This window comes from Gaetbulibacter sp. PBL-D1 (genome assembly GCF_050509525.1).
GTDB classification, from domain to species: domain Bacteria; phylum Bacteroidota; class Bacteroidia; order Flavobacteriales; family Flavobacteriaceae; genus Gaetbulibacter_B; species Gaetbulibacter_B jejuensis.
The window spans coordinates 15,633-41,623 of sequence record NZ_JBNWKB010000019.1; the positions used below are offsets into that span (position 1 = coordinate 15,633).

A 25,991-nucleotide genomic window follows, 5' to 3' on the forward strand; every position below is an offset into this window, starting at 1 on the left:
TGCTCTTTTTGCTTATATTTATTATTCAACTAAAATAAACATTAAGTAGCTGCGTTAAAACTTTAAAACTTTAAAATTTATGAAAAAATTATTTTTATTAGCCATTGCATTTATTGGCTTTACTACATTATCGAATGCGCAAGATATTTCTCCAAACGCTATAGGTCTTAGACTAGGTGATAGTGACGGATTTGGAGCAGAAGTTTCTTACCAAAGAGGATTAGGTGATAATAACCGATTGGAGTTTGATTTAGGTTGGCGAAGCGGAAATGGATACGACGGTTTTAAACTTGCTGGTTTATACCAATGGGTTTGGAATATAGATGGTGGCTTTAACTGGTATGCTGGTGCTGGTGGTGGAGTTGGTTCATACAGCTTCGATAACAATGATTTTGATGATGAAACGTTCATCTTTGCTGCTGGTGATATAGGTATTGAATATAATTTTGATATTCCTTTACTATTGTCACTTGACTTTAGACCAGAGTTAGGCTTTGGAGACTATAGAGACGATGTTGATTTTGATATAGCCTTAGGTATTAGATATCAATTCTAATAATTAAGAAACTACTTTTATAAAAAAACCACCTTGCAAAAGGTGGTTTTTCTTTTTTACAGTACCATACATTTTTGCAAGGTATCTTTATATATTGCTTCGTATTGCGGAACTATTTTATGAATATCAAACTTGGCAGCTTCTTCCCTAGCGTTTTGCTTAAATATTGCTAAGCGTTTTTCATCACTTAAAATATGAACTGCATTTTTACTCATACTTTCCACATCATTTACATTACTTAAAAACCCTGTAACTCCTTCAATATTTACCTCTGGAATTCCACCTGTATTACTAGAAATAACAGGAACTCCAGACACCATAGCTTCAAGAGCAGCTAACCCAAAACTTTCAGTTATTGAAGGTAGCAAGAACAAATCACTAAAACACAAAATTCTATCAACTTCGTTACTGTTACCGAAGAAAATAACCTTATCACTTATTCCTAACTGTTCGCATAATTGTTCAGCAGGTTTACGCTCAGGACCTTCTCCTACCATCATTAGTTTAGCAGGAATTTCCTTTTGAATATTATAAAACACCTTTACAACATCAGTAATTTGCTTTACAGGCCTAAAGTTACTAATGTGGGTAATTATTTTTTCGTCTTCATTAGCCATCATACCTCGTTGACAATCGGTAAACGTATGCTTGTATTTACCAACATCAATAAAGTTTGGAATAACTTCTATATCATTTTTTATATCAAATAATCTTAAAGTGTCTTCTTTTAAACTTTCAGAAACCGACGTTACAGCATCAGATTTATTGATACTAAATGTTACTGCAGGCTTATAAAATGGATGGTTACCAACAAGCGTAATATCTGTTCCGTGAAGCGTTGTTACAATAGGAACATAAATACCTTCTTCTTGCAACATCTTTTTAGCCATGTAAGCTGCATAAGCATGAGGAATCGCATAATGCACGTGTAGTATTTCAATACCATGAAGCTTTACCATATCTACCAACTTGCTAGATAATGCTAACTCATAAGGTTGATAATGAAACAATGGATATTCAGGTACATTTACTTCATGAAAGTGTACTTTTGTACTTAATAATTCTAATCGTACAGGTTGACTGTAAGTGATAAAATGTATTTCGTGACCACGTTTAGAAAGTTCTAAACCAAGTTCGGTAGCAACAACTCCACTTCCTCCAAATGTAGGATAACAAACAATTCCTATTTTCATTTTTATTCTATAATCGCTTCGTAAATTAAACGTTGTATTTCTGTTCTAATATTTTCTCTTAAAAGCAAGTTTTTTCCAGCTCTAGGATAGGTTCTATTTGCTAAAAAGATATAAACTATTTCTTCTTCAGGATCTGCCCAAGCATAGGTTCCTGTAAACCCTGAATGCCCAAAACTTTGTAAGGATAAACAACCACAGGTTGGACCTTCTTCACCTAATTGTGGTTTATCAAAACCAACACCTCTCCTGTTATCTCTATGACAATAGTAACATTTATTGAACTTATCTAAAGTTTCAGTTTTAAAGTATCGCTTACCTCCATAAAAGCCTTTTTGTAAAAACATTTGCATGATTTTGGCAACATCATTAGCATTGCTAAAAATTCCTGCATGACCACCTACTCCATTTTGCATTGCTGCTCCCATGTCATGTACATAACCATGTACTTCTTGATATCTGTAATAGTCGTCAATTTCAGTAGGAACTATCTGTGAATTACTAAAAAGTTGTGACGGATTGTATGTCGTATAATTTGCTCCCAATGATTGGTAAAAGTGTTCTTGAACTAGTTCATCAAGAGGTTTGTCATAATAGCTCTCAATATATTTCTTTAAAATATAATATGGTAAATCGCTATACCTATACCTTTGTCTTGATAGTAAATCGCTATCCTTTATGATTTTTTGTATAGAATCAGGATAATCGTGACGTAAATAAACTTCTTCTGCTACTTTAATACTAAAGTTAGGACTGTATTTTCTTCGGTAGTATTTAGCATCTGGTTTTTTTGTGACGCTATCTAATGTGGCTGCATAAAATGGAACCCAAGGTTTTAATCTTGCATAATGCGATAGCATTTCTTTTATGGTAATGTCAGATTTATTCGAACTTTTATACTCAGGTAATATTTTAGATAGTTTAGTATCTAACGATAGTGCTCCTTTTTCTTCTAACTCCATGAGCAATGGTAGTGTTGCCAAAATTTTGGTTAAAGAAGCTACATCATACAAATCTTCAAATTTTACTTTGTCATCTCCTTCGTATCTATGTTTTCCAAAGTTTTTGTTGTAAACCACTTTTCCTTTTCTGGCAACTAATAGCTGTATACCAGGAGTCATTTGATTGCTAATAGCATAATTAGCCACTGAATCTAGTTTTGATAACTTTTCAGAACTCATACCAACCTGCTCTGGCAAGCCATAACTCAAGGATTTTATACTGTTATAAGTAATTCCGTCGCCTACTTTAAAATGAATGCCTGTAGACACAGGTAATGCGCCTTTTGCAGCAACAGCTCCAAATACTACTTGAGCAGATTTTTGCTGAGCTATAGCACTGTTTTGGTAACTCACCACAATACCTTCAATGTTTTCAACAGTATGCAAATCGATTAAAGCATAAGGACGTGCGAATACGTCTAAAATAACTTTATTGGTTCTTGCAATTTCGTACAACCAAACCAACTCTTGATCTTTAAACTTATAGTCTTTCCAAGGCGAAGCATTAGACTTGTGCAACCCAACAATCACAGTGTTATAATTTTGAAGTTTAGTAAGTAATTCATCAAGCTTTTCGGCTTTAACATGGTGTACTTTAGTGTACTTTTTTAATTCCTCATAAAACGGAGTACCATCATCATCTCCAAAGCTTACATAAGCAATTTTCTTTTCATCAAGCTTTCGTAAAGGCAAGATATCTTCTTTATTACGCACAACCGTTATTGCATTCTCCATAAGGTTTTCGTACAGCAAATCATCTTTAAGTCTATTTAAGTCTTCAACCAAATTGTGGATTCCTATAGGAGAATACTTATTTAAACCAACTTTGTATTTTGCCATCAATATTTTTTTTACCGAATGCGATAATCGTTCTTCAGTAATAATACTATCAGTATAAGCAGTAGCAAATAGTTTTATGGCTTGTTCAAGGTTTTCAGACATTAGCATCACATCATTACCAGCTAAAAAGGCTTTTAAATCATTTTCACCTCCTTGAGGCATTTTTGTAGTACTGTTGCCATCTATACCTTTTTCAACATAATCAGCAACACCTTTCATTTCAAGCGCATCAGTAAAAATTAATCCTTTAAACTGAAGTGAGTCTTTTAAAATATCAGTAACAATGTGTTTAGATAATGACGAAGGATAACCTGGTCTTGGTTCTAAACTAGGTACGCTAAGATGTGCAACCATAACACTGCTTAAGCCTTCTTTTATTAGTTTTTTATAAGGATATAACTCTATAGAATCAATTCGTTTTTCATCAAATGTAATCGTAGGTAATGTTTTATGTGAATCGCTTTCGGTATCACCATGACCTGGAAAATGTTTAGCGTTTGCCAATACTCCAGCACTTTGCATTCCTTTCATAAATGCTAAAGCTTTTTCGGTAACGTTATCTCTATCTTCACCAAACGAGCGATTACCAATAATTGGGTTTTTAGGGTTTGTATTGATATCTACAACTGGTGCAAAATTAAAATGCACTCCAAGACGTTTGTTATGCTCTCCTATTTGATAACCTGTTTTTTCAACTAATGCATTATCTCTAATAGCTCCTAGTGTCATATTCCAAGGAAATGCATAAGTAGAATCTAAACGCATGCTTAAACCCCATTCTGCATCCATACCAATTAACAACGGAACTTTAGCAGCAGCCTGCAATTCGTTATTAAGTCTAGCTTGACGCACAGGTCCTCCTTTTGAATAAATTAATCCACCTATGTGTTGGTCTTTAATAAGTTTAACTATTTTGGTTTTAGTCGCTTTATCTTGACTAGAAAACACCTGAACCATAAACAATTGTCCTAACTTTTCTTCCAAAGACATAGCATTGTAAATGCTATCAACCCATTTTTGTTGTGCTTCAACATCTTTATGAAGCAATGGATTTGTTAAATCTTGCTGTGGTAATACTTGCTGTTTCTCTTCTTGAGCACAACTTATAGTAGTAAAAGAGAGGAATATGATAGATATAAGGGAGAAAATGCATCTCATACATTAAAGTTTTTGGTATAATGAATTAAAAACTATGCCAAAATACCATTTTTACAAAGAAGTTTGAAGCACTTTAAGATAGATTTATAAAGAAGATAATTAACAACTGCTAATCCAACAAGTCAATATGTCTATCGTGATAACCCAAGAGGTACAATACACCATCCAAACCAATACTAGAAATTGAACTTTGCGCATTGTTTTTTACTTTAGGCTTAGCATGAAACGCTATTCCCAAACCAGCAAGATTTAGCATTGGTAAATCATTGGCTCCATCACCAACAGCAATGGTTTGACTAATATCTATTCCTTCTTTTTTAGCCAATAACTGTAAGTATTCAGCTTTTTTGTTACCATCAACTATTTCTCCAAGATAACCACCAGTTAAGACACCATCTTTAATCTCCAATTGGTTTGCAAACACGTAGTCTATGTCGAGCTTTTTTTGAAGATAATCCCCAAAATAAGTAAAACCACCTGAAAGGATTGCAGTTTTAAATCCGTAGTTATGTAAAGTATCTATTAGTCGTCTTGCTCCTTTTGTAATTGGTAATCTTTCGGCAACGTCTTGTAGCACTTCTTCACGAAGTCCCTTTAAAAGTTTCATACGTCTTTTAAAGCTTTCATTAAAATCTATTTCACCTTGCATAGCAGATTCTGTAATAGCTTTTACTTCTTCTCCTACACCAGCAAGTTCTGCTAATTCGTCAATAACTTCAGTTTGAATTAAGGTAGAGTCCATATCAAAACACACCAAGCGTCTGTTACGTCTAAATATATTGTCTTCCTGAAAAGCGATATCTACATCTAAATCTTTTGAAACCTGCACAAATCTAGCTGTTAGCTCTTGCTTATCATCAATTTTTCCTCGTATTGATAACTGAATTGATGCTCTTGGGTATTCTTCTTCTTTAACTAAAGAGGTTCTCCCTGTTAAACGTTTTATAGAGTCAATGTTTAAATTTTTATCAGAAATGATTTTGGTGACTTCTGAGATTTGTTCTGCTGCTAATCGTTCACCAAGAATAGTCACAATGTAACGGTCTTTGCCTTGAAGGTTCACCCAGCTTTCATAATCTTCTAAAGAAATAGGTGTAAACTTAGCAGTGATATTAAGTTCATAAGCTTTAAAAAGTAAGTCTTTTAAAACCGCAGCTGACTTTTTGCCAGTACCTATTTCAAACAAAATACCTAAGGACAAAGTATCATGAATATTAGCTTGACCAATATCTAAAACTTTTGCACCATATTGTGCTAAAACACCTGTTAAAGCTGAAGTTAAACCTGGTTTATCTTGTCCTGAAATGTTAAGTAAAAAGATGTCGTTTGCCATTTGAACTATGTATCTCGTTAAAAAGAGAAGTAAAAATGACTAAACTATTTGAATTATAAAAGTTTTGGCGTGTAAAAACAAGGTTAATTTTTCAATTTAAAAATCGACTATGCCAACTCTCGCTTGCAGGTACTTCCCAACTGTCTTTAAACTCAGCAATGTTAGTCACTAAATTATTAAATACAATGGTGTTTTTAGACACAGCTTTGTCTTTAGCCATCTTTTTAAAGTCCATAAGTGGCTTGTATGCTATAAACTCTCCTTGTTTGTAAGACACATTCATTTTATCCATTAAATCTACATCGTACTGCTTTTCTAATTGCTGAATAAAATGCACTGAAGCATCAATACTGCATCCTGATGCTTGGTTAAAGTTTTGATTTAATGCAATTACTATAAATCGCTTATAAACAATTTTGTATCCTGATTGAAGATTGCTTCCGTGAGCAGTCCAGTTTTGAATAAACTGACTTAATTGTTCTTCTAATTGAGCAAGCTCATCGTCGTTAAATGAACGGTTGGCTTGGTATATCCAAACTCTAGATTCGTTTGGTAATGTATCAAAATCTACTAGCATTTTTTTGTTTTAATTTATTAAAGCTCTTCGCTATTTGCTATGATTTCAACGATATCAAATACTTTAATATCTGACTCGCGTTCTTTTGCTTTAACACCATCGGTCATCATTGTATTACAATACGGACAACCTGTAGCAATTATATTTGGGTTAGTTTTAAGCGCGTCTTCAGTACGTAGCACGTTAATGTCTTTATCTCCTTTTTCAGGTTCTTTAAACATTTGAGCTCCTCCAGCACCACAACATAAAGCAGTACTACGGTTGCGTTTCATTTCTACTAAATCAACACCTAAACTTTTAAGTAGATTTCTTGGTGCTTCATACACCTCGTTAGCTCTTCCTAAATAGCATGGGTCATGAAACGTAATACGCTTTCCGTTTAAAGTGGAGTCACTTTTTAGTTTTAAACGACCAGAACTCATCAATTCTTCAATAAATTGAGTATGATGTAATACTTCGTACACACCACCTAATTGAGGATATTCGTTTTTTAAGGTATTATATGAATGTGGACACGCAGTTACTATGCGTTTTACTTCGTAAGCATTAAGTATTTCAATGTTAGTCATTGCTTGCATTTGAAACAAGAACTCATTTCCTGCGCGTTTAGCAACGTCTCCAGTATTACTTTCTTCGGTTCCTAATACTGCAAAATCAACATTAGCTTTGTGAAGTACTTTAACAAAAGCTCTTGATATTTTTTTTGCTCTATCGTCATAACTACCAGCAGATCCAACCCAAAATAAAATTTCTGGTTGTTTACCTTCTGCCATATACTCTGCCATTGTAGGCACTTTTAGTTTCTCGCTCATACCCTAATATTATTCTTCGTTAGCCCAATTTAAACGGTCCATTTGGTTATATGGCCAAGGTGCTCCATTGTTTTCAATATTGGTCATCATATTGTTAAGCTCCATTGGAGCAGCACTTTGTTCCATTACTAAATAACGTCTCATTTCTATAATAATTGATAATGGATCGATACTTACAGGACACGCTTCTGTACATGCATTACAAGTTGTACACGCCCAAAGTTCTTCGGTAGAGATATAATCTCCTAAGAGTTGTTTTCCATCATCTTTAAACTCACCTCCATTAGCATCGATATTTTTACCAACTTCTTCTAATCGATCACGAGTATCCATCATGATTTTACGAGGCGATAATTTTTTTCCTGTTTGGTTAGCAGGACATTCGCTTGTACATCTACCACACTCAGTACATGTATAAGCATTAAGTAGTTGTACCCAGTTTAAATCTTGCACATCACTTGCACCAAACTTTGCAGGAACCTCGTCTTCTGCACCTTCTTCAGGTGCTGCAAATGGATCTGCATTTGGGTCCATCATCATTTTAACTTCGTTAGTAACTGCTTCCAAATTGTTTAACTGTCCTTTTGGATTTACTTTTCCGTAGTAAGTGTTTGGAAATGCAAGTAAAATATGTAAATGCTTTGAATAATATAAGTAATTGAGGAATACTAAAATTCCTAAAATATGTAGCCACCAGGCACTACGTTCTATAATATGCAATGTAGAATCTGCTAATCCAGAAAACATAGGTGCTATGTATTGACTAATCACATTACCCGAATTCATATCTTGAAAATGAACATCGGTAGCATTCATAACCAAAAATAAAGTCATCAATACCATTTCAAAATATAAAATGAAATTACCATCATTTTTTGGCCAACCTTTCATTTCAGATTTCCAGAAACGTTGTAGCTTAATAACATTTCTTCTAACCCAGAAGATTACAACTGATACAAATACTAATGCTGCTAATACTTCAAAAGTGCCTATAAGAACACCATATAATGTTCCCATTTTTGAAAATAGGCGATGCGTTCCAAAAAGTCCATCGATAATAATTTCAAGTACTTCAATATTGATGATTACAAAGCCTACATATACAATAACGTGAAGTACACCTGCAATTGGACGTTTTACCATTTTGCTTTGCCCTAAAGCAATCATGGTCATGTTTTTCCATCGTTGTGATTTATTATCGCTTACATCAACATCTTGTCCTAGTTTGATGTTACGAATAAGTTTTTTGACATTTTTTGCAAAAAATCCTATTCCAAGAATAAGTGCTATAGCAAAAAGTATGTTTGGTATAAATTGCATAGTAGAAATAATCTAATTCATTTGTTCTTCAGTAGGTGCTTGGTAAGGGATTTCCTTTTTAGATAAAATACGTCTGTATCGTGCAGGATGTAGTTTTATATCTAATAGTAATAACTCCATTTCTTTTGAAGCGCCTTCTAAATTTTTATATAATGCATCGTCTTTTAATAACTTACCAATAGTACCTTCACCATTATCTATACTAGCCAACACGCTATTGAGTCCGTTAACGGTTTGTTGTAAATTCTTTAAGGTTGCACCTAAATTGGCATCGGCAACTGAATCGGTTATTTTAGACAAGTTATTGGTTAAGTTTTCAGCATTGGCTAACGTACTGTTTAAACTTTCTTGATTGTCTTTTAATAATTTGTTTATGGTTTCAGACGTGCTTTTGAAAGTAGAAATGGTTTGGTTTAAACCAGCAATACTACCTCTTAAATTTGCTTTAGCTTCTTCATCAAACACATCATTTAAATTAGACAGTAACGAATCTGCACTCACCATCATAGTTTCAATTTTCTCTTGTAAAGGAGTTAAGCGCTGATTAACCAATTCAGACAAACCACCTTTAACACTAGACTCTAAATACGAACCGCTTTTTGCTATTTCGGCATTATCAAACGCTGGTATAATTGCTACTCCTTTTCCTCCTATTAAACCTAAATCGTATAACTGCGCTTTACTATTTTTAGAAAATTTAAAATCATTGTCAACAAGTAATTTTACCAATAATTTTCCTGATCCATCATCGGTAAAAGAAATATCTTGAACCTTACCTACACTAAAGCCATTAATGGTTACAGGCGTAGAAGGCGCAAGTCCTTCAACATTATCATAAACAGTATAATAGGTTCTTGAAGAATCTAAAAGATTTTCACCTTTTAAGTAATTGAATAAATAAATAAACAGAACAATTCCTGATATGACCAGTATAGCTGTTTTAACTTCTCTTGATATTTTCAATGTTCAGTGTGTTTGGTTACACAAAATTAATGATAAATATATAAAGAATGTTTCTAATTAGAGGTACTTTTAATAGCTTCTGAAACATCTATTTTGTTTCCGTCTCTATAAGCTACTATAAAGCAGGTAGTATAGCCTTTAGCTTTAGCTTCATTTTGAAGTCTTTGTACTTCATTATAATCTGAAGTATAACCATAATAATATTTATACAAGCCATCTTCCTTTTTTCTAGAGATATTATCTAGTCCCTTAAAGTTGTAAGGTTTAGGCTCTAGTTGTCTAGAACTTGCTGCTATTTGAACTTTAAACACAATATTTGGGAAGACTTCTTTAGTCTCTGGTATGGTTTCGTTTTCTATAGGTGGTTGTTTATCTGGTAATTTATCAGAAAAAATACTTTCACCTACATTTAATGATAATTCATCTTTATAACTTAAAATAGCATCTCTAATACCTATAGCCATTGATGTTTGACCACTAGAGGAATTTAAAAACTTTCCTTCAGGTTTATAGGTTAAAAAACCAACTTCAATTAACACACTTGGCATATAGGTGTTGTGTAACACCCAAAGGCTAGCTTGCTTTACGCCTCTACTTTTTCGTGACAATTTCCCAGAAAAATTATCTTCAATAAGTCTTGCTAGTTTAATACTATTTTCAGTATATACTTCTTGTATTACACCCAAGCCTATTGATGACTCAGGAGAATTAGGGTTAAACCCTTCATAGTGTGTTTCATAGTTAGCCTCTAAGAAAATTACTTCGTTTTCTTTTTTAGCAATTTCAAAATTTCGTTGTGTATTTGCTGCTCCTAAAACAAACGTTTCGGTGCCATTTGCACTAGAGTGATGTGCATTACAGTGAATAGACACAAACAAATCGGCATCTGCTCTATTAGCAATGGCTGCACGTTCACGAAGCTCAATAAAAACATCTGTTTTACGTGTATAAATTACTTTTATGTCTTTATGTTTTGATAACTCCTTACCTACTTCTAAAGCAATTTTTAAAGCGATATCTTTTTCTTTATAACCACTTCCTAAATTACCAGGATCATGACCACCATGACCAGCATCTAAAACCACTACAAAATGGTCTTTATCCTTTTGAAATGCGTGTGCAGGTGTTAAATAAACTATAAATAATACGATTATGGAAAATATGTACGTTCTCATATGTGTTTAAACGGCTGACTAACTTGGTTTATTTTAATTTTTAAATTTTGGTCGAATTAACTGTAATCACAAAAAAATATATGTAATTTTGGCAATTCAAAAACCGAGCCATACTTTTACAAAAATACATTTAAAAGCATTGCGTACAAACATCTTTCAAATACTTTTTACCCTAAGTTTTACAGTGTTTATTAACACTTTGGGCTTTTCTCAAGATTTACCAAAATCTACCGAACCCATTACTCCAAAAACTGAAAGAGATACTTTGTCGCTAGTATCGGACTCTTTATTTAGTCAACCTTTAAATTTAAAAGAAAACGACTCCATTACTTCTGATAGTATTCCTAAGAAAAAGGAGTTTTTATCCGGTAAGGTTAACTATAAAGCAAAGGATTACGTATCTATAAATCAAAAGGAAAACAAAATATATCTCTATAATCAAGCTGAAGTGTATTATGAAGATATGGAAATAAAAGCTGGAGTTATTGTAATTGACTACAACAAAAATCTGGTGTATGCAGGTCGATTAAAAGACTCAACAGGATATAGTCAAGCTCCTGTGTTTAAACAAGGACAAAATGTTGTAGAACCTGATTCTATTATCTTTAATACCGATTCTAAAAAAGCATTAATATTTAATTCGAAGACTGAGCAAAGCGGAGGGACTATTATTGCTGACTTAACTAAAAAGGAAAACGACTCAGTATATTTTATACGACGCGGTAAGTTTACCACTTCAGAAAATCTTGACGATCCTGAATATTACTTTTTAATGCGTAAAGCTAAAATTGTACCTGGTAAAAAAGTGGTAACAGGTCTTACCAACATGTTTATTTATGATGTGCCACTACCTATTGGTTTGCCTTTTGCTTACTTCCCAATGACTAAAAAACAAACGTCTGGTGTTATTTTTCCTTCGTTTGGAGAACAGAATGACAGAGGGTATTTTGTACAAAATGGTGGTTACTATTTTGCTATTAATGATTATGTTGATTTAGCTGTTTTAGGAGATTATTACACTAATGGTAGTTACGGAATGCGAATAGAATCTAACTATGCGTTGCGCTACAAGTTTAGAGGTAACTTGAGTTTTAGGTATGAAAACCTAATTAGTAGCGAACGAGGATTCCCTGATTATTCAAAAACTTCGGTTTACAACATAAGATGGTCACACTCACAAGATGGAAAATCTAACCCAAGTTCGCGTTTTTCGGCTTCTGTAAACTTAGGTAGTAGTAGATATTATCAGCAGTCTATTAATCAGTTAAACTCGTCTAACTTTTTAAATAACACATTATCATCCTCTATTTCATATTCGAAATCTTTTCAAGGCGAGCCACAAGTAAATTTGAATATGACTGCGACACACTCGCAAAACACCAACACTCAGCAAATCAACATGACATTACCTACATTTCAAGGTAGTGTGAGTAGAATTTATCCTTTTGAACCTAAAGTTGGAACTAAAAAAGGAATTATAGATAACATCAACTTTCAGTATAATGTAAGAGCTGAAAACAGAATTCAAACTACCGATTCGTTGTTCTTTAAAAAAGAAATGTTTGATGATGCCAAAATGGGTGTACAACACAGTATTCCATTAACCACAAACTTCAAAGTATTTAAATACTTTAGTATGAGTGCCAGTACAAATTTTGAAGAAAACTGGACCTTTAATACTGTTAGAAAATACTACGATGCAGCTCTTGAAGAAGAAGTAACTATTCAAAAAAACACCTTTGATAGTTTTAGAACTTATAATTTTAGCACAAGTATTGGTACAACTATTTATGGTATGTACGATTTTACCAAAGAAGGAAAGGATACAAAAATTCAGGCGATACGACATGTTATGCGACCATCAATAAGTTATAGTATTAATCCTGCTTTTGATCAGTATTATGATACTTATGAAATTGTTGCTGCAGATGGAACCACATCTAGTGAAGTAGAATACAGCAGATTTGAAGAATCTATTTTTGGATCTCCTAATAAGAACTACGCAAGCTCAATGGGAATATCTCTTTCCAACAACCTTGAAGCTAAAGTAAGAGATAAAGATTCAACAAAAACCGAACCTAAAAAGATAGTATTACTTAACAACCTTAACTTTTCTACGTCTTATAATTTTGCAGCAGACTCTATGAAATTGAGTCCTATACGTATGTCTGGTGGTACTCAAATATTTGATAATAAAATGAGTATTAACTTTGGTGCAACGTTTGATCCTTATGCGTTAAACAATAACAATCAAAGAATAGATAAACTCAACATCAATAATGGCGGAAGCTTGTTTAGGTTAACTTCAGCTAGTGTAAACATGAGTTATAGCCTTTCAAACAAGAGTTTTTCAGGAAAAGGTGATGACGATAATTCAAACGATAGAGCTATACAAGAGTCTCTAAGAAGTGGTGGTCGTGCCGATGACCTTTTTGGAAAACCAGAAGATTTTGCAGATCAACGTTTAACTGATGATGATAGAGATGACAGAGAAGAAAAACCAAGCGAATTATACAACTATGTCATCCCTTGGAACTTGCGTTTAGCCTACGCTGTAAATTACTCCAACTCTGCTAGACAAAACGAAATATCATCACACTCGTTAATGTTTTCTGGTGATGTAGAAATTTCTCCTAGATGGACCGTTGGTGCATCGTCTGGTTATGATTTTAAAAACAACGGATTTACTTATACGCAATTACGATTTGAAAGAGATTTATTGAGTTGGCGAATGAACTTTAGCTGGATTCCTTTTAGTACCAGAAGCTCATGGAATTTCTTTATAGGAATAAAATCTAGCTTACTTAAAGACCTTAAATACGATAAGCGTAAGCAACGTGACCAACAATTATAATAACTACGTTATGAAAACAATAATCAACACCACCAAAGCTCCTGCTCCTATTGGACCATACAACCAAGCTACAATTGTAGGAAACACTTTATATACTTCAGGGCAAATTGCATTGCATCCTGAAACTATGGAGTTGGTTTTAGATGATATACAAACCGAAACCAAGCAAGTAATGGAAAACATGAAAGCGGTTTTGGAAGCTGCTGATATGACGTTTGAAAATGTAGTGAAAACCTCAATATTCATTAGCGATATGAATAACTTTTCAAAGATAAATGAGGTATACGGAACTTATTTTAATCCAGACACTGCTCCTGCAAGAGAAACTGTAGAAGTTGCTAATTTACCTAAGTTTGTAAATGTGGAAATTAGTATGATTGCAGTGAAATAACACGAGGACTTTCCGGAAGGAAATCAACCGCAATGAGCTATAAACGTTGTTGTGAAACGTTTTTAATCATAAAAAGATATAAATACATTTATTTTGATATTCCAATTCGATTCTTCTTTAATAAATCTCATATCTGGATTATAGGTCTTAGGTTTATCCGTAATTTGATTTTTAGAAATTACTCCATCTATTAACGAAAGAGAAAAGAACTTGAAATTTATATCAATTGTATTTTCGTTGATTATCTTATGATAAGTTTCAATCATATAAATTTTTTCTTTTTTAGCGATTTTGTTTAGCTCATTCTTGGAAAGAAACTTAAATCTATTTGAAACATTCAATTTAGACAATCTTTTTCCTAAGCCATTTAATTCAATATAAGTCCAGCCATCTGATAAAATTAAATCAAAACGATTATTAAGAGCTTTAACATAAATACTATCAATTAATTTTTGCTCAAATTGAAATTCTTGACCAAATCCTTGGTATAACGAGAATAAAAATATTAAAATTTTTAAAGTAGATTTCATGATAATAAAATTTTCACAAAAGAAGGCAATTAAAAATTCTACTTATAATATCATTTAGTAAATGCGTCTTTTAACTTAGGGAAATGAAGCTTAAAATGTTTTACAACGGTTTCGGCTATGAGTAGTTACATGGGTTAGCACTTAACTTTTCAAGTACGCACCAAACTGAAAATCCGATTAGGAATTCAACCGCAATGAGCTATACACGTTGTTGTAACCAGTTTTTATTCACTTTCCTTGTCATGCAGTTTATTATATGCTTTTTGAGTATAGAATTTTTCCTTTAGAAACTTTCCATTTTCTACATCATACACCATTTTTTCCTTTTTAAATTTTATACCCCAAAATTTCAAATAGTCATCTTTCTTGAATTCTGTGATAATTTCATCGTATTCCAATTTCACTCGATAATTACATAAGTTGTTTGAATCTGGATTATTATAAATAGGTGTATGTATTTCTTTTATTTTTTTAAGCTTTTTCTTTTTGTTTAATGCTAAATAAATTAAAAGCTCAACAAATTCGTCAAATGCTTCTTCTACACCGTTTTGATAAACTTCGTATAAGAAAATTGTACAGTCTTTGAATTTTATTTTTATTTGTTCAACAGATGGATGAACTTCTTGGTTTTTTTGAAATAATTTTTTGACTGATTCATAAAACCTCTTAATGTTATAGCCAACATAAAGCTTTACTCCATCTTCGACGTAACTTTTAGCAAGTTCTAAAAGAGTTAAATCCTCACTTATTTCAATTATTAAATCATAAAGTCCTCCACCAAGTGCATCAGTTCTTTTTTTGGTTACTTCCAGATAATAATCTCTGTCGATTTCGCCAATGAAATCTTCAATTCCATTAAAGTCTTTTCCGTCTGGATAAGTCCAATATTTAATTTCAACATTTTTATATGGTGATTTCATTTAAGTCAAAGTTATAATTTGTTGTGAGCAGTTTTTTATTCAAAATCCGAAATTATTTTAACTACATTTATAACGTTAATAGTGCTTATCAGACATAGTTCAGCGAATCTCTTATCAGCGTCTAATTTGTGAGTCGTCTTATTCATTACATCAATTGAATCTGAAACAAGGTTAATGCTTGACTCAGCTATTTTCCTCAATTCCTTATTTGATTTTCCAGATAGTTCGCAAGAAACAAAAGTGTTCAATTGATTTTTAAATTTTCCTTTATGAACTTCTATTTTTGGGTCTTTGGGAATGTGTTTTTCTTTGTTAAATACCTCACGAGCTAACTTGTCCATTATACTTCGAGAAGTGTTTCCAATATTCTGATAGTCAATTGAGTCTATGCTCTTTTTTAGCGAGTCAATTAACTTTTTCTGAAGTTCATTAATTTCCTCCCATTCTGTTTTTACAAGTACAACATCAATTTGATTTACTTCAAGTTTAGACATGTCCAAAACCCAGTCAATAGAGTCGATTAAATAATCTGTTGATTTATTTATTCGGTCTTTAACTTCCTTTTGAAACATAAATTTCAAATCAAAATATTTATAGTAAATATCTGGCAAAGTATATATTTTTAAGTCATAAGCATTTGGAAATTGTTTATGATTCCGATGTTCTTTGAAAACAAATCTTGAGTTGTCGATAATTTCAATAGTTAGAGTTTCTTCTTTTGCTCTTGAAATCTCTTTAAGAATGTGTTTAATTTTAGTATTGGTAGATTTTCCTATCATCAATTCAAATTGCGTTCAATAATTAGATATGAATTGTTTTAATAATTTATATCGACAGTTAAACGAAGTTAGTTTTTTTATTTTTAAAACTCAACCTCAAAACTCCATTACATAAAACATAATATCAATAGCTGCTAATAAATTACTCATAACTCTTTATTTCTTCTTCTAATTCTTTTTTACGCTTTAGTAGTTTCCGCATTCTTGTCCTGTCTTGAACTTTCCATATAATGTAACTAATAAAACAAATTGAAGCAAATACAATTACAAAAAAGACTACTAAATCATAATACGACACATTTAATTCTGCATAAAGCGGTTTGTCTTTTCCATAATTTGGAGCTACAAAAGAGGCTAAAGTTCCAAAAACAATAAATCTGTTTAAATTTCTTTTAAAAAAATCAGCATCTCGCTTTATGCTATCAATCTTATTTTCGGTTGCCAAAAGTGCTTTTTCCTTATAATATTTAGTCATATTAAAAGCTAATCTATTTGTCGATTACAATATTTAACAATGACTAATATACATTTTATCAATCTAACTAATTGTATAAATTGTTAATAAGTCAACCAAAAACATCCACTTGAGTTTTGTATTTTTGATAGTAACCCAATTATATCCATTATGCGCATTGAATATGAAATAAAACTAGGTTTTAAAGATGTTATGATTCGACCAAAACGTTCTACACTAAAGAGTCGTTCACAGGTTAATTTAGAAAGAGAATTTACCTTTTTAAACAGTAAAGTCAACTGGAAAGGCATACCTATCATGGCTGCCAATATGGATACCGTTGGTACTTTTGATATGGCTTTGGCCTTGTCAAAACATAAATTGTTTACTGCAATACACAAGCACTACTCTATTACCGATTGGAATGTATTTTCATCCAACGCACCTGAAGGTATTGAAGATTACTTAGCGATTAGCACAGGAACAGGACAACAAGATTCTGAAAAACTAGCTTCAATTTTAAATTTTAATCCGCAATATAAATTCATTTGCATTGATGTAGCTAATGGTTATTCTGAACATTTTGTTGAGTTTGTAAAACGAACCAGAGACCAATATCCTGATAAAGTAATTATTGCTGGTAATGTGGTTACAGGTGAAATGGTTGAAGAACTGTTGCTCTCTGGAGCTGATGTTGTAAAAGTTGGTATTGGACCAGGAAGCGTTTGTACCACAAGAGTAAAAACAGGTGTTGGTTATCCACAGTTATCTGCAATTATTGAATGTGCTGATGCTGCTCATGGTTTAGGCGGACAAATTATTAGTGATGGTGGTTGTACCATTCCTGGTGATATTGCTAAAGCTTTTGGTGCTGCTGCCGATTTTGTGATGCTTGGAGGTATGCTTGCTGGACATAATGAAAGTGGTGGCGAACTCATAGAGCGCAATGGTAAACCTTATAAACAGTTTTACGGAATGAGTTCTTCTACTGCTATGGAAAAACATGTTGGTGGTGTTGCCGAATACAGAGCTAGTGAAGGTAAAACTGTTGAAGTTCCTTACAGAGGTAATGTAGAAAACACGCTACAAGATATTTTAGGAGGTTTACGAAGCACATGTACTTATGTTGGTGCTGAACGCTTAAAGGAACTTACTAAACGTACTACGTTTATTAGAGTTGCCGAACAGGAAAATCAAGTCTATAATCCTTAATTTCTATACATAAAAAAGCACTTTATTAATTTAAAGTGCTTTCATTAAAAGTTCTGCTGTTGCTGGATTGGTTGCTAATGGCACATCATGCACATCGCATAAACGCATTAACATAAGTACATCAGGTTCGTGAGGATGTTTTTCAAGAGGATCTCTAAAAAACAATACCATATTACATTGTCCTTCTGCTACTCTAGCAGCAATTTGAGCATCTCCACCTAAAGGACCAGATAGCAGTCTTGTAACTTCAAAACCTGCTTTTTTCACTTTTTTTCCAGTAGTTCCTGTAGAGATTAAATTTATTTTCTTGCTTAATAATATGTCTTTATGCTGATTTAAAAACTGAACCATTTCAGCTTTCTTACCATCATGAGCAATTATTGCTATTTCCATTGTATTACTAAATTATGAAGCATTTGTGTGGAAGTTAACCAAACCTTCAATTGGTCTTCTTTCAAAGTTTCCTACTTTAAAGTTTAACTCTTCAGCAACTTCTTTAATTTCATCTTGACAGAAAAATGCTATTGAACCCGCAAAATGTACAGGTGCAGTTTTCAATTCTTCTTTAAACTGAAGAATCATGTTTTTTGCAAATCTCCTAACACCTTTTTTTATTAATTCTTTTATGTATTCAGAATCTTTATTAAGAATCATAAACTCAGCAAAATTAGCTAAGTACGCGTTAGGGTTTGGTTGCTTATATAAATTGTATTTGATATAATCGGCTTCTAAATTATACTTATCTTGAAAAGCCACTTTTATTTGCTCTGGCATATGATTATAATAATAATCTCGTATTAATTCTTTACCATAATAATTACCAGAAGCATCATCCATTAAGGTGTAACCTAATGATTTAACACGTTGATGTAATTCTTTACCATCGTAATAACTACAATTAGAACCTGTACCCATAATGCAAACAACGGCAGCTTCATCTGGAGTATTAATAGTAGCTCTTACAGCAGCCATGGTATCTTCTTTTACCTCTACATTTGCTTTTAAAAACAAAGAGCGTAACACTTGGGTAAGTAGTAATCTAGGGTTTTCTGTACCACAACCAGCTCCATAAAAATAAATGTCTGTTACTTGATCTTTAACAGTCATTAATTCTTCGCTAGCTTTAATAATCTTAAAAAGCTTTTTTTCTTTTAATATTGCTGGGTTGAGCCCTTTGGTTCTTATCTTTTCGAGTAATTGGTTACCATTGTTATCTACTGCTATCCAATCGCATTTGGTAGAACCACTATCAACAATTAATATCATAAATTTTATGTGAAAAAAATTCCGTAAAGCACTATAAACTCTACGGAATTAAATTATTATTATTATAACGAGTGTACTTTTTGAGCTAAGTCAACAAGTTTGTTGGAATACCCAAATTCGTTATCATACCATGATACAACTTTAAAGAATTTTGAATTTAATTCAATAGCTGCATCAGCATCAAATATACTTGTACGAGCATCACTTACAAAGTCTTGTGATACTACTAATTCATCAGTGTAACCCAACACACCTTTCATGTCTCCTTCAGACGCTTTTTTGAAAACAGCTTTAATTTCTTCTAAAGAGGTTTCTTTTTGAGTACGAACAGTTAAGTCTACTACTGAAACATCTGCAGTAGGTACTCTAAATGCCATACCTGTAAGTTTACCGTTTAGTTTAGGAATTACTTTACCAACAGCTTTAGCTGCTCCAGTAGATGCAGGAATAATGTTTAATAAAGCACTTCTTCCACCTCTATAATCTTTACGTGAAGGTCCATCAACAGTTAATTGAGTTGCTGTTGTTGCATGAACAGTTGTCATTAAAGCTTCTTCAATACCAAAGTTATCGTCTAATACTTTAGCTAAAGGTGCTAAACAGTTTGTAGTACAAGATGCATTTGAAACAATCTTGTGGTCAGCAGTTAATTCGTTATCATTAACTCCCATTACAAACATTGGAGCGTCCTTACTTGGTGCAGAAATTACTACTTTTTTAGCTCCAGCTTCAATGTGATAGTTAGCTGTTTCTAAAGTTGTGAAAATACCTGTACACTCAGCAACGATATCTACTCCAGCTTCGTCCCATTTTAAGTTTTTAGGGTCTCTTTCAGCAGTAATTCTTACTGTTTTTCCATCTACAACTAAGTTTCCATCTTTAACTTCAATTGTACCATCAAATCTACCATGAACAGAGTCATACTCCAATAAGTACGCTAAGTGTTCTACGTCTAGTAAATCGTTGATTGCTACAACATCTACATCTGGTCTGTTAATAGTTGCTCTAAAAACTATTCTTCCTATTCTTCCGAATCCGTTGATTCCTAATTTTAAATTTGACATATTCTTATTTTAAGGTTTAAGTGGTCATGATATCTGACACACGTAGTAATTCTAAATTAATTTTTGATTGTCCTTTTATAGCTTGGTCTAATGGTGTAAGTGCCATTTTATCATTGAGTAAACCAACCATGTAGTTTGATTTTCCTTCTAAAAGGCTTTCTACAGCTTTTACTCCCATTCTACTTGCTAATACTCTATCAAAGCAAGAAGGTGAACCACCTCTTTGCATATGACCTAAAACAGATACACGCACTTCATATTCGGCTAAGTTTTCATCAACGTAGTCTTTAAGCTCAAATACGTTTTTACCTATTTTATCACCTTCGGCAACGACAACGATACTCGAAGATTTTCCTGAGCGCTTACTACGACGTAAAGACTCTAGTAAACGTTCTAATCCTAAATCTTCTTCAGGTATTAAAATTTCTTCTGCTCCTGCACCAACTCCAGCGTTTAGTGCTATATGTCCAACATCTCGTCCCATTACTTCAATAAAGAATAAACGGTTGTGTGAACTTGCAGTATCTCTAATTTTATCAATGACATCTACTACAGTGTTTAAAGCAGTGTCATAACCTAAAGTGTGTGAAGTACCAAAGATATCGTTATCAATAGTTCCTGGAATTCCCATTACTGGAAAATCATATTCACTACTAAAAATCATTGCTCCTGTAAACGTTCCGTCACCTCCAACAGCAACTAGCGCATCAACATTAGCTTCTTTAAGTTTTTCGTAGGCTTTTTTACGACCTTCTACAGTTCTAAATTCGTTTGACCTTGCCGATTTTAATATGGTACCTCCTTTGTTAATAATGCCTTTTACACTACGAGCATCCATTTCTTTAAAATCGCCTTCAATCATACCTTGATATCCTCTATAAATTCCTACACAATTTATATTATGATATGCACAAGTTCTAACTACAGATCGAATTGCTGCATTCATTCCTGGAGAGTCTCCACCTGATGTTAAAACAGCAATTTTTTTTATGTTTTTATTCATTAAATTCGACATTATAAAAAGTAAACTTAACAAAGATATAGCAATAAAAATAAGGTTTCTGCAAATTTTTATCGGTATGTTAAAATTCAAACGATTTCGTTAACAAAAAAATTAAAAATGTGAAAAAGTGAGTTGAAAAATCAGTCGTTATTTTGCGAATCTGACTTCAAATTGATGTAATCTGGGAAGTTGTCGTCTTTCTTTTTTGGGCCATTATCAGATGTCTTTTTTACATTCTTTTTCTTTTTATTCTTTCCAGAAAAAATAATGTTGATTAACTCTTTAAATGTATCAAATTCGACATTGTATGATAAACCTGCTCCTTGTGTGTATCCAATTTCTTCTCCAAAGTTTCTAATGCTGTTTTCTCTATTAAAAAACGTTGCCGAAAGCGTACCATCATCATTTAATAGTACTTCTATCTCAGCATCACCAGCAATTACTGTTTGGTTAACACCACCTATTGGCACACCAACCTTACCATTAAAGAATACTTTATCATTAATTTTAGTACTTAATGTAAAGCCTAATCTATCATCAGTTTGATAATCTGGAGTTTGCTCTCCAGGTTGAAGATTGACACCTATTTGTAATTTGCCATCTTCATCTTCAAACAAGCTATTAAATAAACTGTTTACTCTATCTGCAATGGTACCATAGGCTTGTTGACCCAAACTGATTTCACTAGCAAATGCACCAAAAGACAATAAGTTTAAGGCTTGAAACTCTCTACTTTCTCTTGTTTCTAATCGATATTCTAACTCTGATTTAATTGTAGAGTCTACATTAGGGAAACTAAATGCAAAATTAGGTTCAGGTTGTTCCAATTGTCCTGTTAGGCTTATTTCGACATTTACATCAATACTTCTGTTAATTGGATTATCTAATAATACTGAAGGATTAGCAGATGTACTATAAATTGCTTTTAGGTCTATTTGTGCTTTCATTGGGTCGCCTTCCCAACGAATACTTCCGTTTGGTTCAACAACAAGTTCTTTTTGTATTAAACCACCATAAGCAAAATTGTAAACACCTTTGTTTACCACAAAGTCTCCCCACATATTAAATTTACCATTGGTGTTAATTTCAAAAAGTAAGTTTCCGTTTCCTGAACCTTGAATAGTACTACCAGAATTACGGTCTATAACAATTTCAATATCAGCATCAGGAGTTACAAAAAGGTCAAAATTAAGTTCCAGTCCTTTTATTTCGGTTTCAACATACTCCTCTCCTTTTCTGCGTGCTTCCTTTTCTTCAGGACTTAAAAAGTGAATGTATGAGTTGTCTCCATAAGTTTCTAAGTCGTTAAGTGGTACTTTAAAGACGGTTCCTTTTTCGGTACTTCCATCAAAGTCAATTACCAACTGGTCTGTTGGTCCAGAAATGCTTGCAACACCTCTTGCAAATGCTGTTCCATAGTAAAGTGCTTCTTCGTCATCATCAGTATTTAAAACCAAGAAACGATTGGTTTCTAAATCTAACCCTAGAGTCCAATCAGAAAAACTATTATGACCAATAAATCCATTAAGTGTTGCTTTAGAGAAATATTCAGAATCAGTTAAAACCACATCATTGAATATAAATTTTTGCTCTTTGAGCTCTACTTCTGAATCAAAATCAAAACTGTAATCTACATTTAAATAAGGAATACTCAATCCTGCATTATCTAATAATAAACGTCCATTTATATCTGGATTTTTGAGATTACCAGTTACAGTTGCTCGTCCTGTAGCTAAACCACGAATATTAGTAATAACACCTTCTCCAAAAGGATCTAGCGGATTAAGTAAAAACTCATCAAAACTTAAGTTTAAATCTATATATGATGAGTCGCCAACATCAATATTACCATTAGCCACAAAGGATTTTACATTATCATTAATAAGTTTAACATCAACCTTATAATTGGTTAGAGATTGATTTCCTGTAATGTTAGCACTTAAAGACCCTAAATCATAATCATTTGCCTTAAGGTTAGTGATATCGAGGTTTGATGTTGGTAAGTACACACCATCTTCTTGTAGAATATTTACCTTTCCATTTACTAAACCTTCAAGGTTTAAACTATCAATTCTTGGTGTTATTTTTAAAAGGTCAACATCAGTAAATCCTAGATTAATATTTTTATATGTTGAGTCTCTAACCACACCTGACAACTCAATTTGCTCATTGTAATTATTCATTACAAGCTTTTCAATATCAAACTCTTTAAAGTCTCTATCAAAAACTATTTTATGCAGGTTGTCTTTTTCGTCATTAATATTCCAAGTGTTGCCTTTAAAAACGACATCTGATTTTCTAAATCCTATAACCGATTTGTTATTCTCATCAACAGTGTAATACATATTAAGGTCAAACTCATCTGTATTGTCCTTACCTCCTTTAAATTCAGATTTTACAAAAAGCGTATCGCGTTGTGTAACGTTAATTAAACTGAATTTAGACACATTATAATACTTTGTGTTGAGCGAATCGATTTCTACATAAGTATTAAATAAAGGGTTACTGTTATCGATACTCAACGAAATGTCGTTAGCAAAATAATCAAACAAACGTATTTGAGGCGACTTGAATGTTAGCTTAAAGCCTTTTTCATCACTCTCTACTCTACCTTTTACAAAAGTGTTTTTACCAAGTTCTAAATCGTGATAAAACGCTTCAACGACTTTATTGTAGATTTTAAAATTAAAGTCTATGTACTGGTTGCCTTCAATTTTATTAGGAACGTAGTTGGTATAAATACTTCCCACTGAATTTTCAACTAGCTTACCAATATCCTTAAACTTGAAATCTCCACTGATAGTACCTTCAATAATATCAGGAGAATTTATAGCTATTGTTCGTTTTTTATTTTGAAATGTAGATGAGATGTCAAAATCTTCAAAATAGTATTCGTCATTTTGATTGATGTAGGTGGTGTTTTTAAAATTTAAACTACCATAAGCATCATCAATCCCTGAACCTTTCATTGACATTTCAACATTTCCTTTAAATACTGAAATACTGTCGGACTTAATAAAGTTTAATGCATTGAGGTTTGCATATTCAACATTAGCCTTAAAATCTAAAGCTTTAATCTCATTTGATAAATCGGCTAAACCATCAAACGTGAATTTGAAATTTTTGTCGGTTGACTTTAAAAGACCATTATAAATATTATTACCCAACTCTCCTGAAACGGTTATGTGTTGGTAATTGTAGTCGTTAAAATCCAATTCGTAAATCTGACCTTCAATGTTGGTATATAAGTTTTTTAATGTAAATCCTTTTCCGTCCACATCAAGGTTAAATGAGGTGGTTTTTATTTCAGGATTATCTAGCAATTTTCCTAAATCAAAATCATTAAACACCACATTACCTTTATAACTGGCGTTGTCAATATCATTAACACGAGTCATTTCTAGATTGGAACTTATTTCACCCAAATCTGTATAAATATCTAAATCGGCATCAATAGTTGTAGATGTTATATAAGATGTACCATTTATGTTAAAATCTCCAAGCTTAGAAAATATTGAAGGAATAGACTCACCTAGTATATTTGGTAATAAAGCTCTTAAATCGTAGTAATTTGATGAAAGGTTGTCAAACTTTCCGTCCATTGAAAAGTTATCATCTTCGCTATTAAACAAGTTTTTAAAATTGATGTTTCCGTAAATTCTGGTACGCGAACTTGTATTAAGCTTTAGCTCTTCAGCATAAAGATTGTTAAGTGTTCCTGACAAATCAACAGTAAAATTCGCCTTTTGAGAAACACCAAACTCGTTATAAAATGTATTAAGGTCGTTTAAGAAAATATCAGAATCTTCAAAATTTGCAGTAACATTAACCTTATCGGTAAACTCCTTAAAATCTTCACGTTTATAATCAAATCGCACATTTCCTTTAAGGTTTGAGTTTTCAGTTTTTATACTCAAATCGCTAAACGACATATGGTCTAATGTGTACTCAAAATTTGTAACCATATTTTGAATTGACAATCCTCTACTATCTCTAAACGACAAAGTATTGATTCGAGCACTTACATCACTTGCATCAATTAAAAAGTCAGTTGCATTAATGTTAAGGTTATCAAATTCAAGTATTTTTTGGTTTTCCTTGTTTTCATCTAGCATTCTAAACGTACTATTATAAATAGACACGTCACTAGATGAAAGTAAAAATCCACTTTTTTCATTACTAGGATTTTCTTCATCAAACCTTGCAACAAACACATCTAAATTAGTTTGGTCTTCACCTTTGTAAGTTTTTATATTAAAGGTAAGGTCAATAATATCAATATCTCCAAAGGCAAGTTTACCATTGTAAAGATTTCTAAAATTAATGATTGATGTATTTAATTCGGCAATATTAATGAGCGTATCTTTTTTGTAGTCTTCAACATAAATATGCTTTAACTCTACATCTCCATTAAACTGCAATCCTACTTTTTCAATATTGATATTTGTACCAAATTCTTCATTAACCAGTTTTGTTGCATGTTTCCCTAAACGCGTTTGTACAGCAGGAATAGAAAGTATCAACACCAAAATGATGAACAATAGCAAAAGAATTGCCAAGAGCTTAGATACTATTTTTAAAAATTTTTTGATA

At 32.5% G+C, this 25,991-nt stretch carries 21 protein-coding genes; 4 read left to right on the forward strand and 17 right to left on the reverse strand.

Features of this window, described 5'->3' with window-relative positions; translation table 11 throughout:
- Positions 1–79: 79 nt before the first annotated feature.
- Complete coding sequence (locus tag ACQ0RB_RS14030) at positions 80–556, forward strand: hypothetical protein (RefSeq protein ID WP_134198907.1); 477 nt, start codon at positions 80–82, stop codon at positions 554–556.
- A gap of 56 nt (positions 557–612) precedes the next feature.
- Here the strand turns inward: ACQ0RB_RS14030 and bshA are convergent, their stop codons facing one another.
- From bshA to ACQ0RB_RS14070, 8 genes are all read right to left on the reverse strand, one after another.
- A complete protein-coding gene (bshA, locus tag ACQ0RB_RS14035; protein WP_430499207.1) occupies positions 613–1,749 on the reverse strand; it encodes an N-acetyl-alpha-D-glucosaminyl L-malate synthase BshA in 1,137 nt (378 codons plus the stop codon).
- A 2-nt stretch (positions 1,750–1,751) separates the two neighbouring features.
- Positions 1,752–4,745, reverse strand: coding sequence for a glycoside hydrolase family 3 N-terminal domain-containing protein (locus ACQ0RB_RS14040; protein ID WP_430499209.1), 2,994 nt, complete (start codon positions 4,743–4,745; stop codon positions 1,752–1,754).
- 109 nt (positions 4,746–4,854) lie between these two features.
- The gene (gene serB, locus ACQ0RB_RS14045; RefSeq protein WP_129760021.1) at positions 4,855–6,078 is read right to left on the reverse strand and encodes a phosphoserine phosphatase SerB; all 1,224 of its coding nucleotides are present in this window, start codon (positions 6,076–6,078) and stop codon (positions 4,855–4,857) included.
- Positions 6,079–6,169: 91 nt separating this feature from the next.
- Positions 6,170–6,655: an ABC transporter ATPase gene (locus ACQ0RB_RS14050; protein WP_430499211.1), complete on the reverse strand. Its 486-nt coding sequence runs from the start codon at positions 6,653–6,655 to the stop codon at positions 6,170–6,172.
- 17 nt (positions 6,656–6,672) lie between these two features.
- Positions 6,673–7,467, reverse strand: coding sequence for a (Fe-S)-binding protein (locus tag ACQ0RB_RS14055; RefSeq protein WP_129760019.1), 795 nt, complete (start codon positions 7,465–7,467; stop codon positions 6,673–6,675).
- Positions 7,468–7,476: 9 nt separating this feature from the next.
- Complete coding sequence (locus ACQ0RB_RS14060) at positions 7,477–8,787, reverse strand: 4Fe-4S dicluster domain-containing protein (protein ID WP_430499213.1); 1,311 nt, start codon at positions 8,785–8,787, stop codon at positions 7,477–7,479.
- Between the two features lie 12 nt (positions 8,788–8,799).
- A complete protein-coding gene (locus tag ACQ0RB_RS14065) occupies positions 8,800–9,750 on the reverse strand; it encodes an MlaD family protein (RefSeq protein ID WP_430499215.1) in 951 nt (316 codons plus the stop codon).
- A 53-nt stretch (positions 9,751–9,803) separates the two neighbouring features.
- Positions 9,804–10,925 carry an N-acetylmuramoyl-L-alanine amidase gene (locus ACQ0RB_RS14070; RefSeq protein ID WP_430499217.1) on the reverse strand — a complete coding sequence of 374 codons (1,122 nt, stop codon included), beginning with the start codon at positions 10,923–10,925 and terminating at the stop codon, positions 9,804–9,806.
- An 88-nt stretch (positions 10,926–11,013) separates the two neighbouring features.
- On the opposite strand from ACQ0RB_RS14070, the gene ACQ0RB_RS14075 reads away from it, so the two are divergent.
- Together ACQ0RB_RS14075 and ACQ0RB_RS14080 are read left to right on the forward strand one after the other, a co-directional pair.
- The gene (locus tag ACQ0RB_RS14075) at positions 11,014–13,779 is read left to right on the forward strand and encodes a putative LPS assembly protein LptD (protein WP_430499218.1); all 2,766 of its coding nucleotides are present in this window, start codon (positions 11,014–11,016) and stop codon (positions 13,777–13,779) included.
- 10 nt (positions 13,780–13,789) lie between these two features.
- Entirely contained in the window at positions 13,790–14,170 is a 381-nt protein-coding gene (locus ACQ0RB_RS14080; protein WP_430499220.1) for a RidA family protein, read from the forward strand.
- A gap of 62 nt (positions 14,171–14,232) precedes the next feature.
- Here the strand turns inward: ACQ0RB_RS14080 and ACQ0RB_RS14085 are convergent, their stop codons facing one another.
- The 4 genes from ACQ0RB_RS14085 to ACQ0RB_RS14100 form a co-directional block, all read right to left on the reverse strand.
- Entirely contained in the window at positions 14,233–14,700 is a 468-nt protein-coding gene (locus tag ACQ0RB_RS14085) for a hypothetical protein (protein WP_430499222.1), read from the reverse strand.
- 224 nt (positions 14,701–14,924) lie between these two features.
- A complete protein-coding gene (locus tag ACQ0RB_RS14090) occupies positions 14,925–15,620 on the reverse strand; it encodes a hypothetical protein (protein ID WP_430499224.1) in 696 nt (231 codons plus the stop codon).
- Between the two features lie 35 nt (positions 15,621–15,655).
- Positions 15,656–16,399, reverse strand: a complete 744-nt coding sequence (locus ACQ0RB_RS14095; protein WP_430499225.1) for a hypothetical protein — start codon at positions 16,397–16,399, stop codon at positions 15,656–15,658.
- A 142-nt stretch (positions 16,400–16,541) separates the two neighbouring features.
- On the reverse strand, positions 16,542–16,874 hold the full coding sequence (locus tag ACQ0RB_RS14100; RefSeq protein WP_131506625.1) for a hypothetical protein: 333 nt from the start codon (positions 16,872–16,874) through the stop codon (positions 16,542–16,544).
- A 150-nt stretch (positions 16,875–17,024) separates the two neighbouring features.
- On the opposite strand from ACQ0RB_RS14100, the gene guaC reads away from it, so the two are divergent.
- Positions 17,025–18,065: a GMP reductase gene (gene guaC / locus ACQ0RB_RS14105; protein ID WP_129760011.1), complete on the forward strand. Its 1,041-nt coding sequence runs from the start codon at positions 17,025–17,027 to the stop codon at positions 18,063–18,065.
- 30 nt (positions 18,066–18,095) lie between these two features.
- On the opposite strand, the gene ACQ0RB_RS14110 is transcribed toward guaC, so the two are convergent.
- The 5 genes from ACQ0RB_RS14110 to ACQ0RB_RS14130 form a co-directional block, all read right to left on the reverse strand.
- Positions 18,096–18,458, reverse strand: coding sequence for a methylglyoxal synthase (locus ACQ0RB_RS14110; RefSeq protein ID WP_131506624.1), 363 nt, complete (start codon positions 18,456–18,458; stop codon positions 18,096–18,098).
- 12 nt (positions 18,459–18,470) lie between these two features.
- Entirely contained in the window at positions 18,471–19,331 is an 861-nt protein-coding gene (locus ACQ0RB_RS14115) for an N-acetylglucosamine kinase (protein ID WP_430499228.1), read from the reverse strand.
- 62 nt (positions 19,332–19,393) lie between these two features.
- Positions 19,394–20,395 (reverse strand): type I glyceraldehyde-3-phosphate dehydrogenase, encoded by a 1,002-nt coding sequence (gap, locus tag ACQ0RB_RS14120; protein WP_134198891.1) that lies wholly within the window; start codon positions 20,393–20,395, stop codon positions 19,394–19,396.
- A 16-nt stretch (positions 20,396–20,411) separates the two neighbouring features.
- Positions 20,412–21,398 (reverse strand): 6-phosphofructokinase, encoded by a 987-nt coding sequence (gene pfkA, locus ACQ0RB_RS14125; RefSeq protein WP_131506622.1) that lies wholly within the window; start codon positions 21,396–21,398, stop codon positions 20,412–20,414.
- 140 nt (positions 21,399–21,538) lie between these two features.
- Positions 21,539–25,957, reverse strand: a complete 4,419-nt coding sequence (locus ACQ0RB_RS14130; protein WP_430499231.1) for a translocation/assembly module TamB domain-containing protein — start codon at positions 25,955–25,957, stop codon at positions 21,539–21,541.
- Positions 25,958–25,991: the final 34 nt, after the last annotated feature.

Bases quoted from the DNA above. Each gene is read 5' to 3' on its own strand.
- ACQ0RB_RS14030 (WP_134198907.1), top strand. From the start codon at position 80: ATGAAAAAATTATTTTTATTAGCCATTGCATTTATTGGCTTTACTACA.
- bshA (WP_430499207.1), bottom strand. From the start codon at position 1,749: ATGAAAATAGGAATTGTTTGTTATCCTACATTTGGAGGAAGTGGAGTT.
- ACQ0RB_RS14040 (WP_430499209.1), bottom strand. From the start codon at position 4,745: ATGAGATGCATTTTCTCCCTTATATCTATCATATTCCTCTCTTTTACT.
- serB (WP_129760021.1), bottom strand. From the start codon at position 6,078: ATGGCAAACGACATCTTTTTACTTAACATTTCAGGACAAGATAAACCA.
- ACQ0RB_RS14050 (WP_430499211.1), bottom strand. From the start codon at position 6,655: ATGCTAGTAGATTTTGATACATTACCAAACGAATCTAGAGTTTGGATA.
- ACQ0RB_RS14055 (WP_129760019.1), bottom strand. From the start codon at position 7,467: ATGAGCGAGAAACTAAAAGTGCCTACAATGGCAGAGTATATGGCAGAA.
- ACQ0RB_RS14060 (WP_430499213.1), bottom strand. From the start codon at position 8,787: ATGCAATTTATACCAAACATACTTTTTGCTATAGCACTTATTCTTGGA.
- ACQ0RB_RS14070 (WP_430499217.1), bottom strand. From the start codon at position 10,925: ATGAGAACGTACATATTTTCCATAATCGTATTATTTATAGTTTATTTA.
- ACQ0RB_RS14080 (WP_430499220.1), top strand. From the start codon at position 13,790: ATGAAAACAATAATCAACACCACCAAAGCTCCTGCTCCTATTGGACCA.
- ACQ0RB_RS14085 (WP_430499222.1), bottom strand. From the start codon at position 14,700: ATGAAATCTACTTTAAAAATTTTAATATTTTTATTCTCGTTATACCAA.
- ACQ0RB_RS14090 (WP_430499224.1), bottom strand. From the start codon at position 15,620: ATGAAATCACCATATAAAAATGTTGAAATTAAATATTGGACTTATCCA.
- ACQ0RB_RS14095 (WP_430499225.1), bottom strand. From the start codon at position 16,399: ATGATAGGAAAATCTACCAATACTAAAATTAAACACATTCTTAAAGAG.
- ACQ0RB_RS14100 (WP_131506625.1), bottom strand. From the start codon at position 16,874: ATGACTAAATATTATAAGGAAAAAGCACTTTTGGCAACCGAAAATAAG.
- guaC (WP_129760011.1), top strand. From the start codon at position 17,025: ATGCGCATTGAATATGAAATAAAACTAGGTTTTAAAGATGTTATGATT.
- ACQ0RB_RS14110 (WP_131506624.1), bottom strand. From the start codon at position 18,458: ATGGAAATAGCAATAATTGCTCATGATGGTAAGAAAGCTGAAATGGTT.
- ACQ0RB_RS14115 (WP_430499228.1), bottom strand. From the start codon at position 19,331: ATGATATTAATTGTTGATAGTGGTTCTACCAAATGCGATTGGATAGCA.
- gap (WP_134198891.1), bottom strand. From the start codon at position 20,395: ATGTCAAATTTAAAATTAGGAATCAACGGATTCGGAAGAATAGGAAGA.
- pfkA (WP_131506622.1), bottom strand. From the start codon at position 21,398: ATGAATAAAAACATAAAAAAAATTGCTGTTTTAACATCAGGTGGAGAC.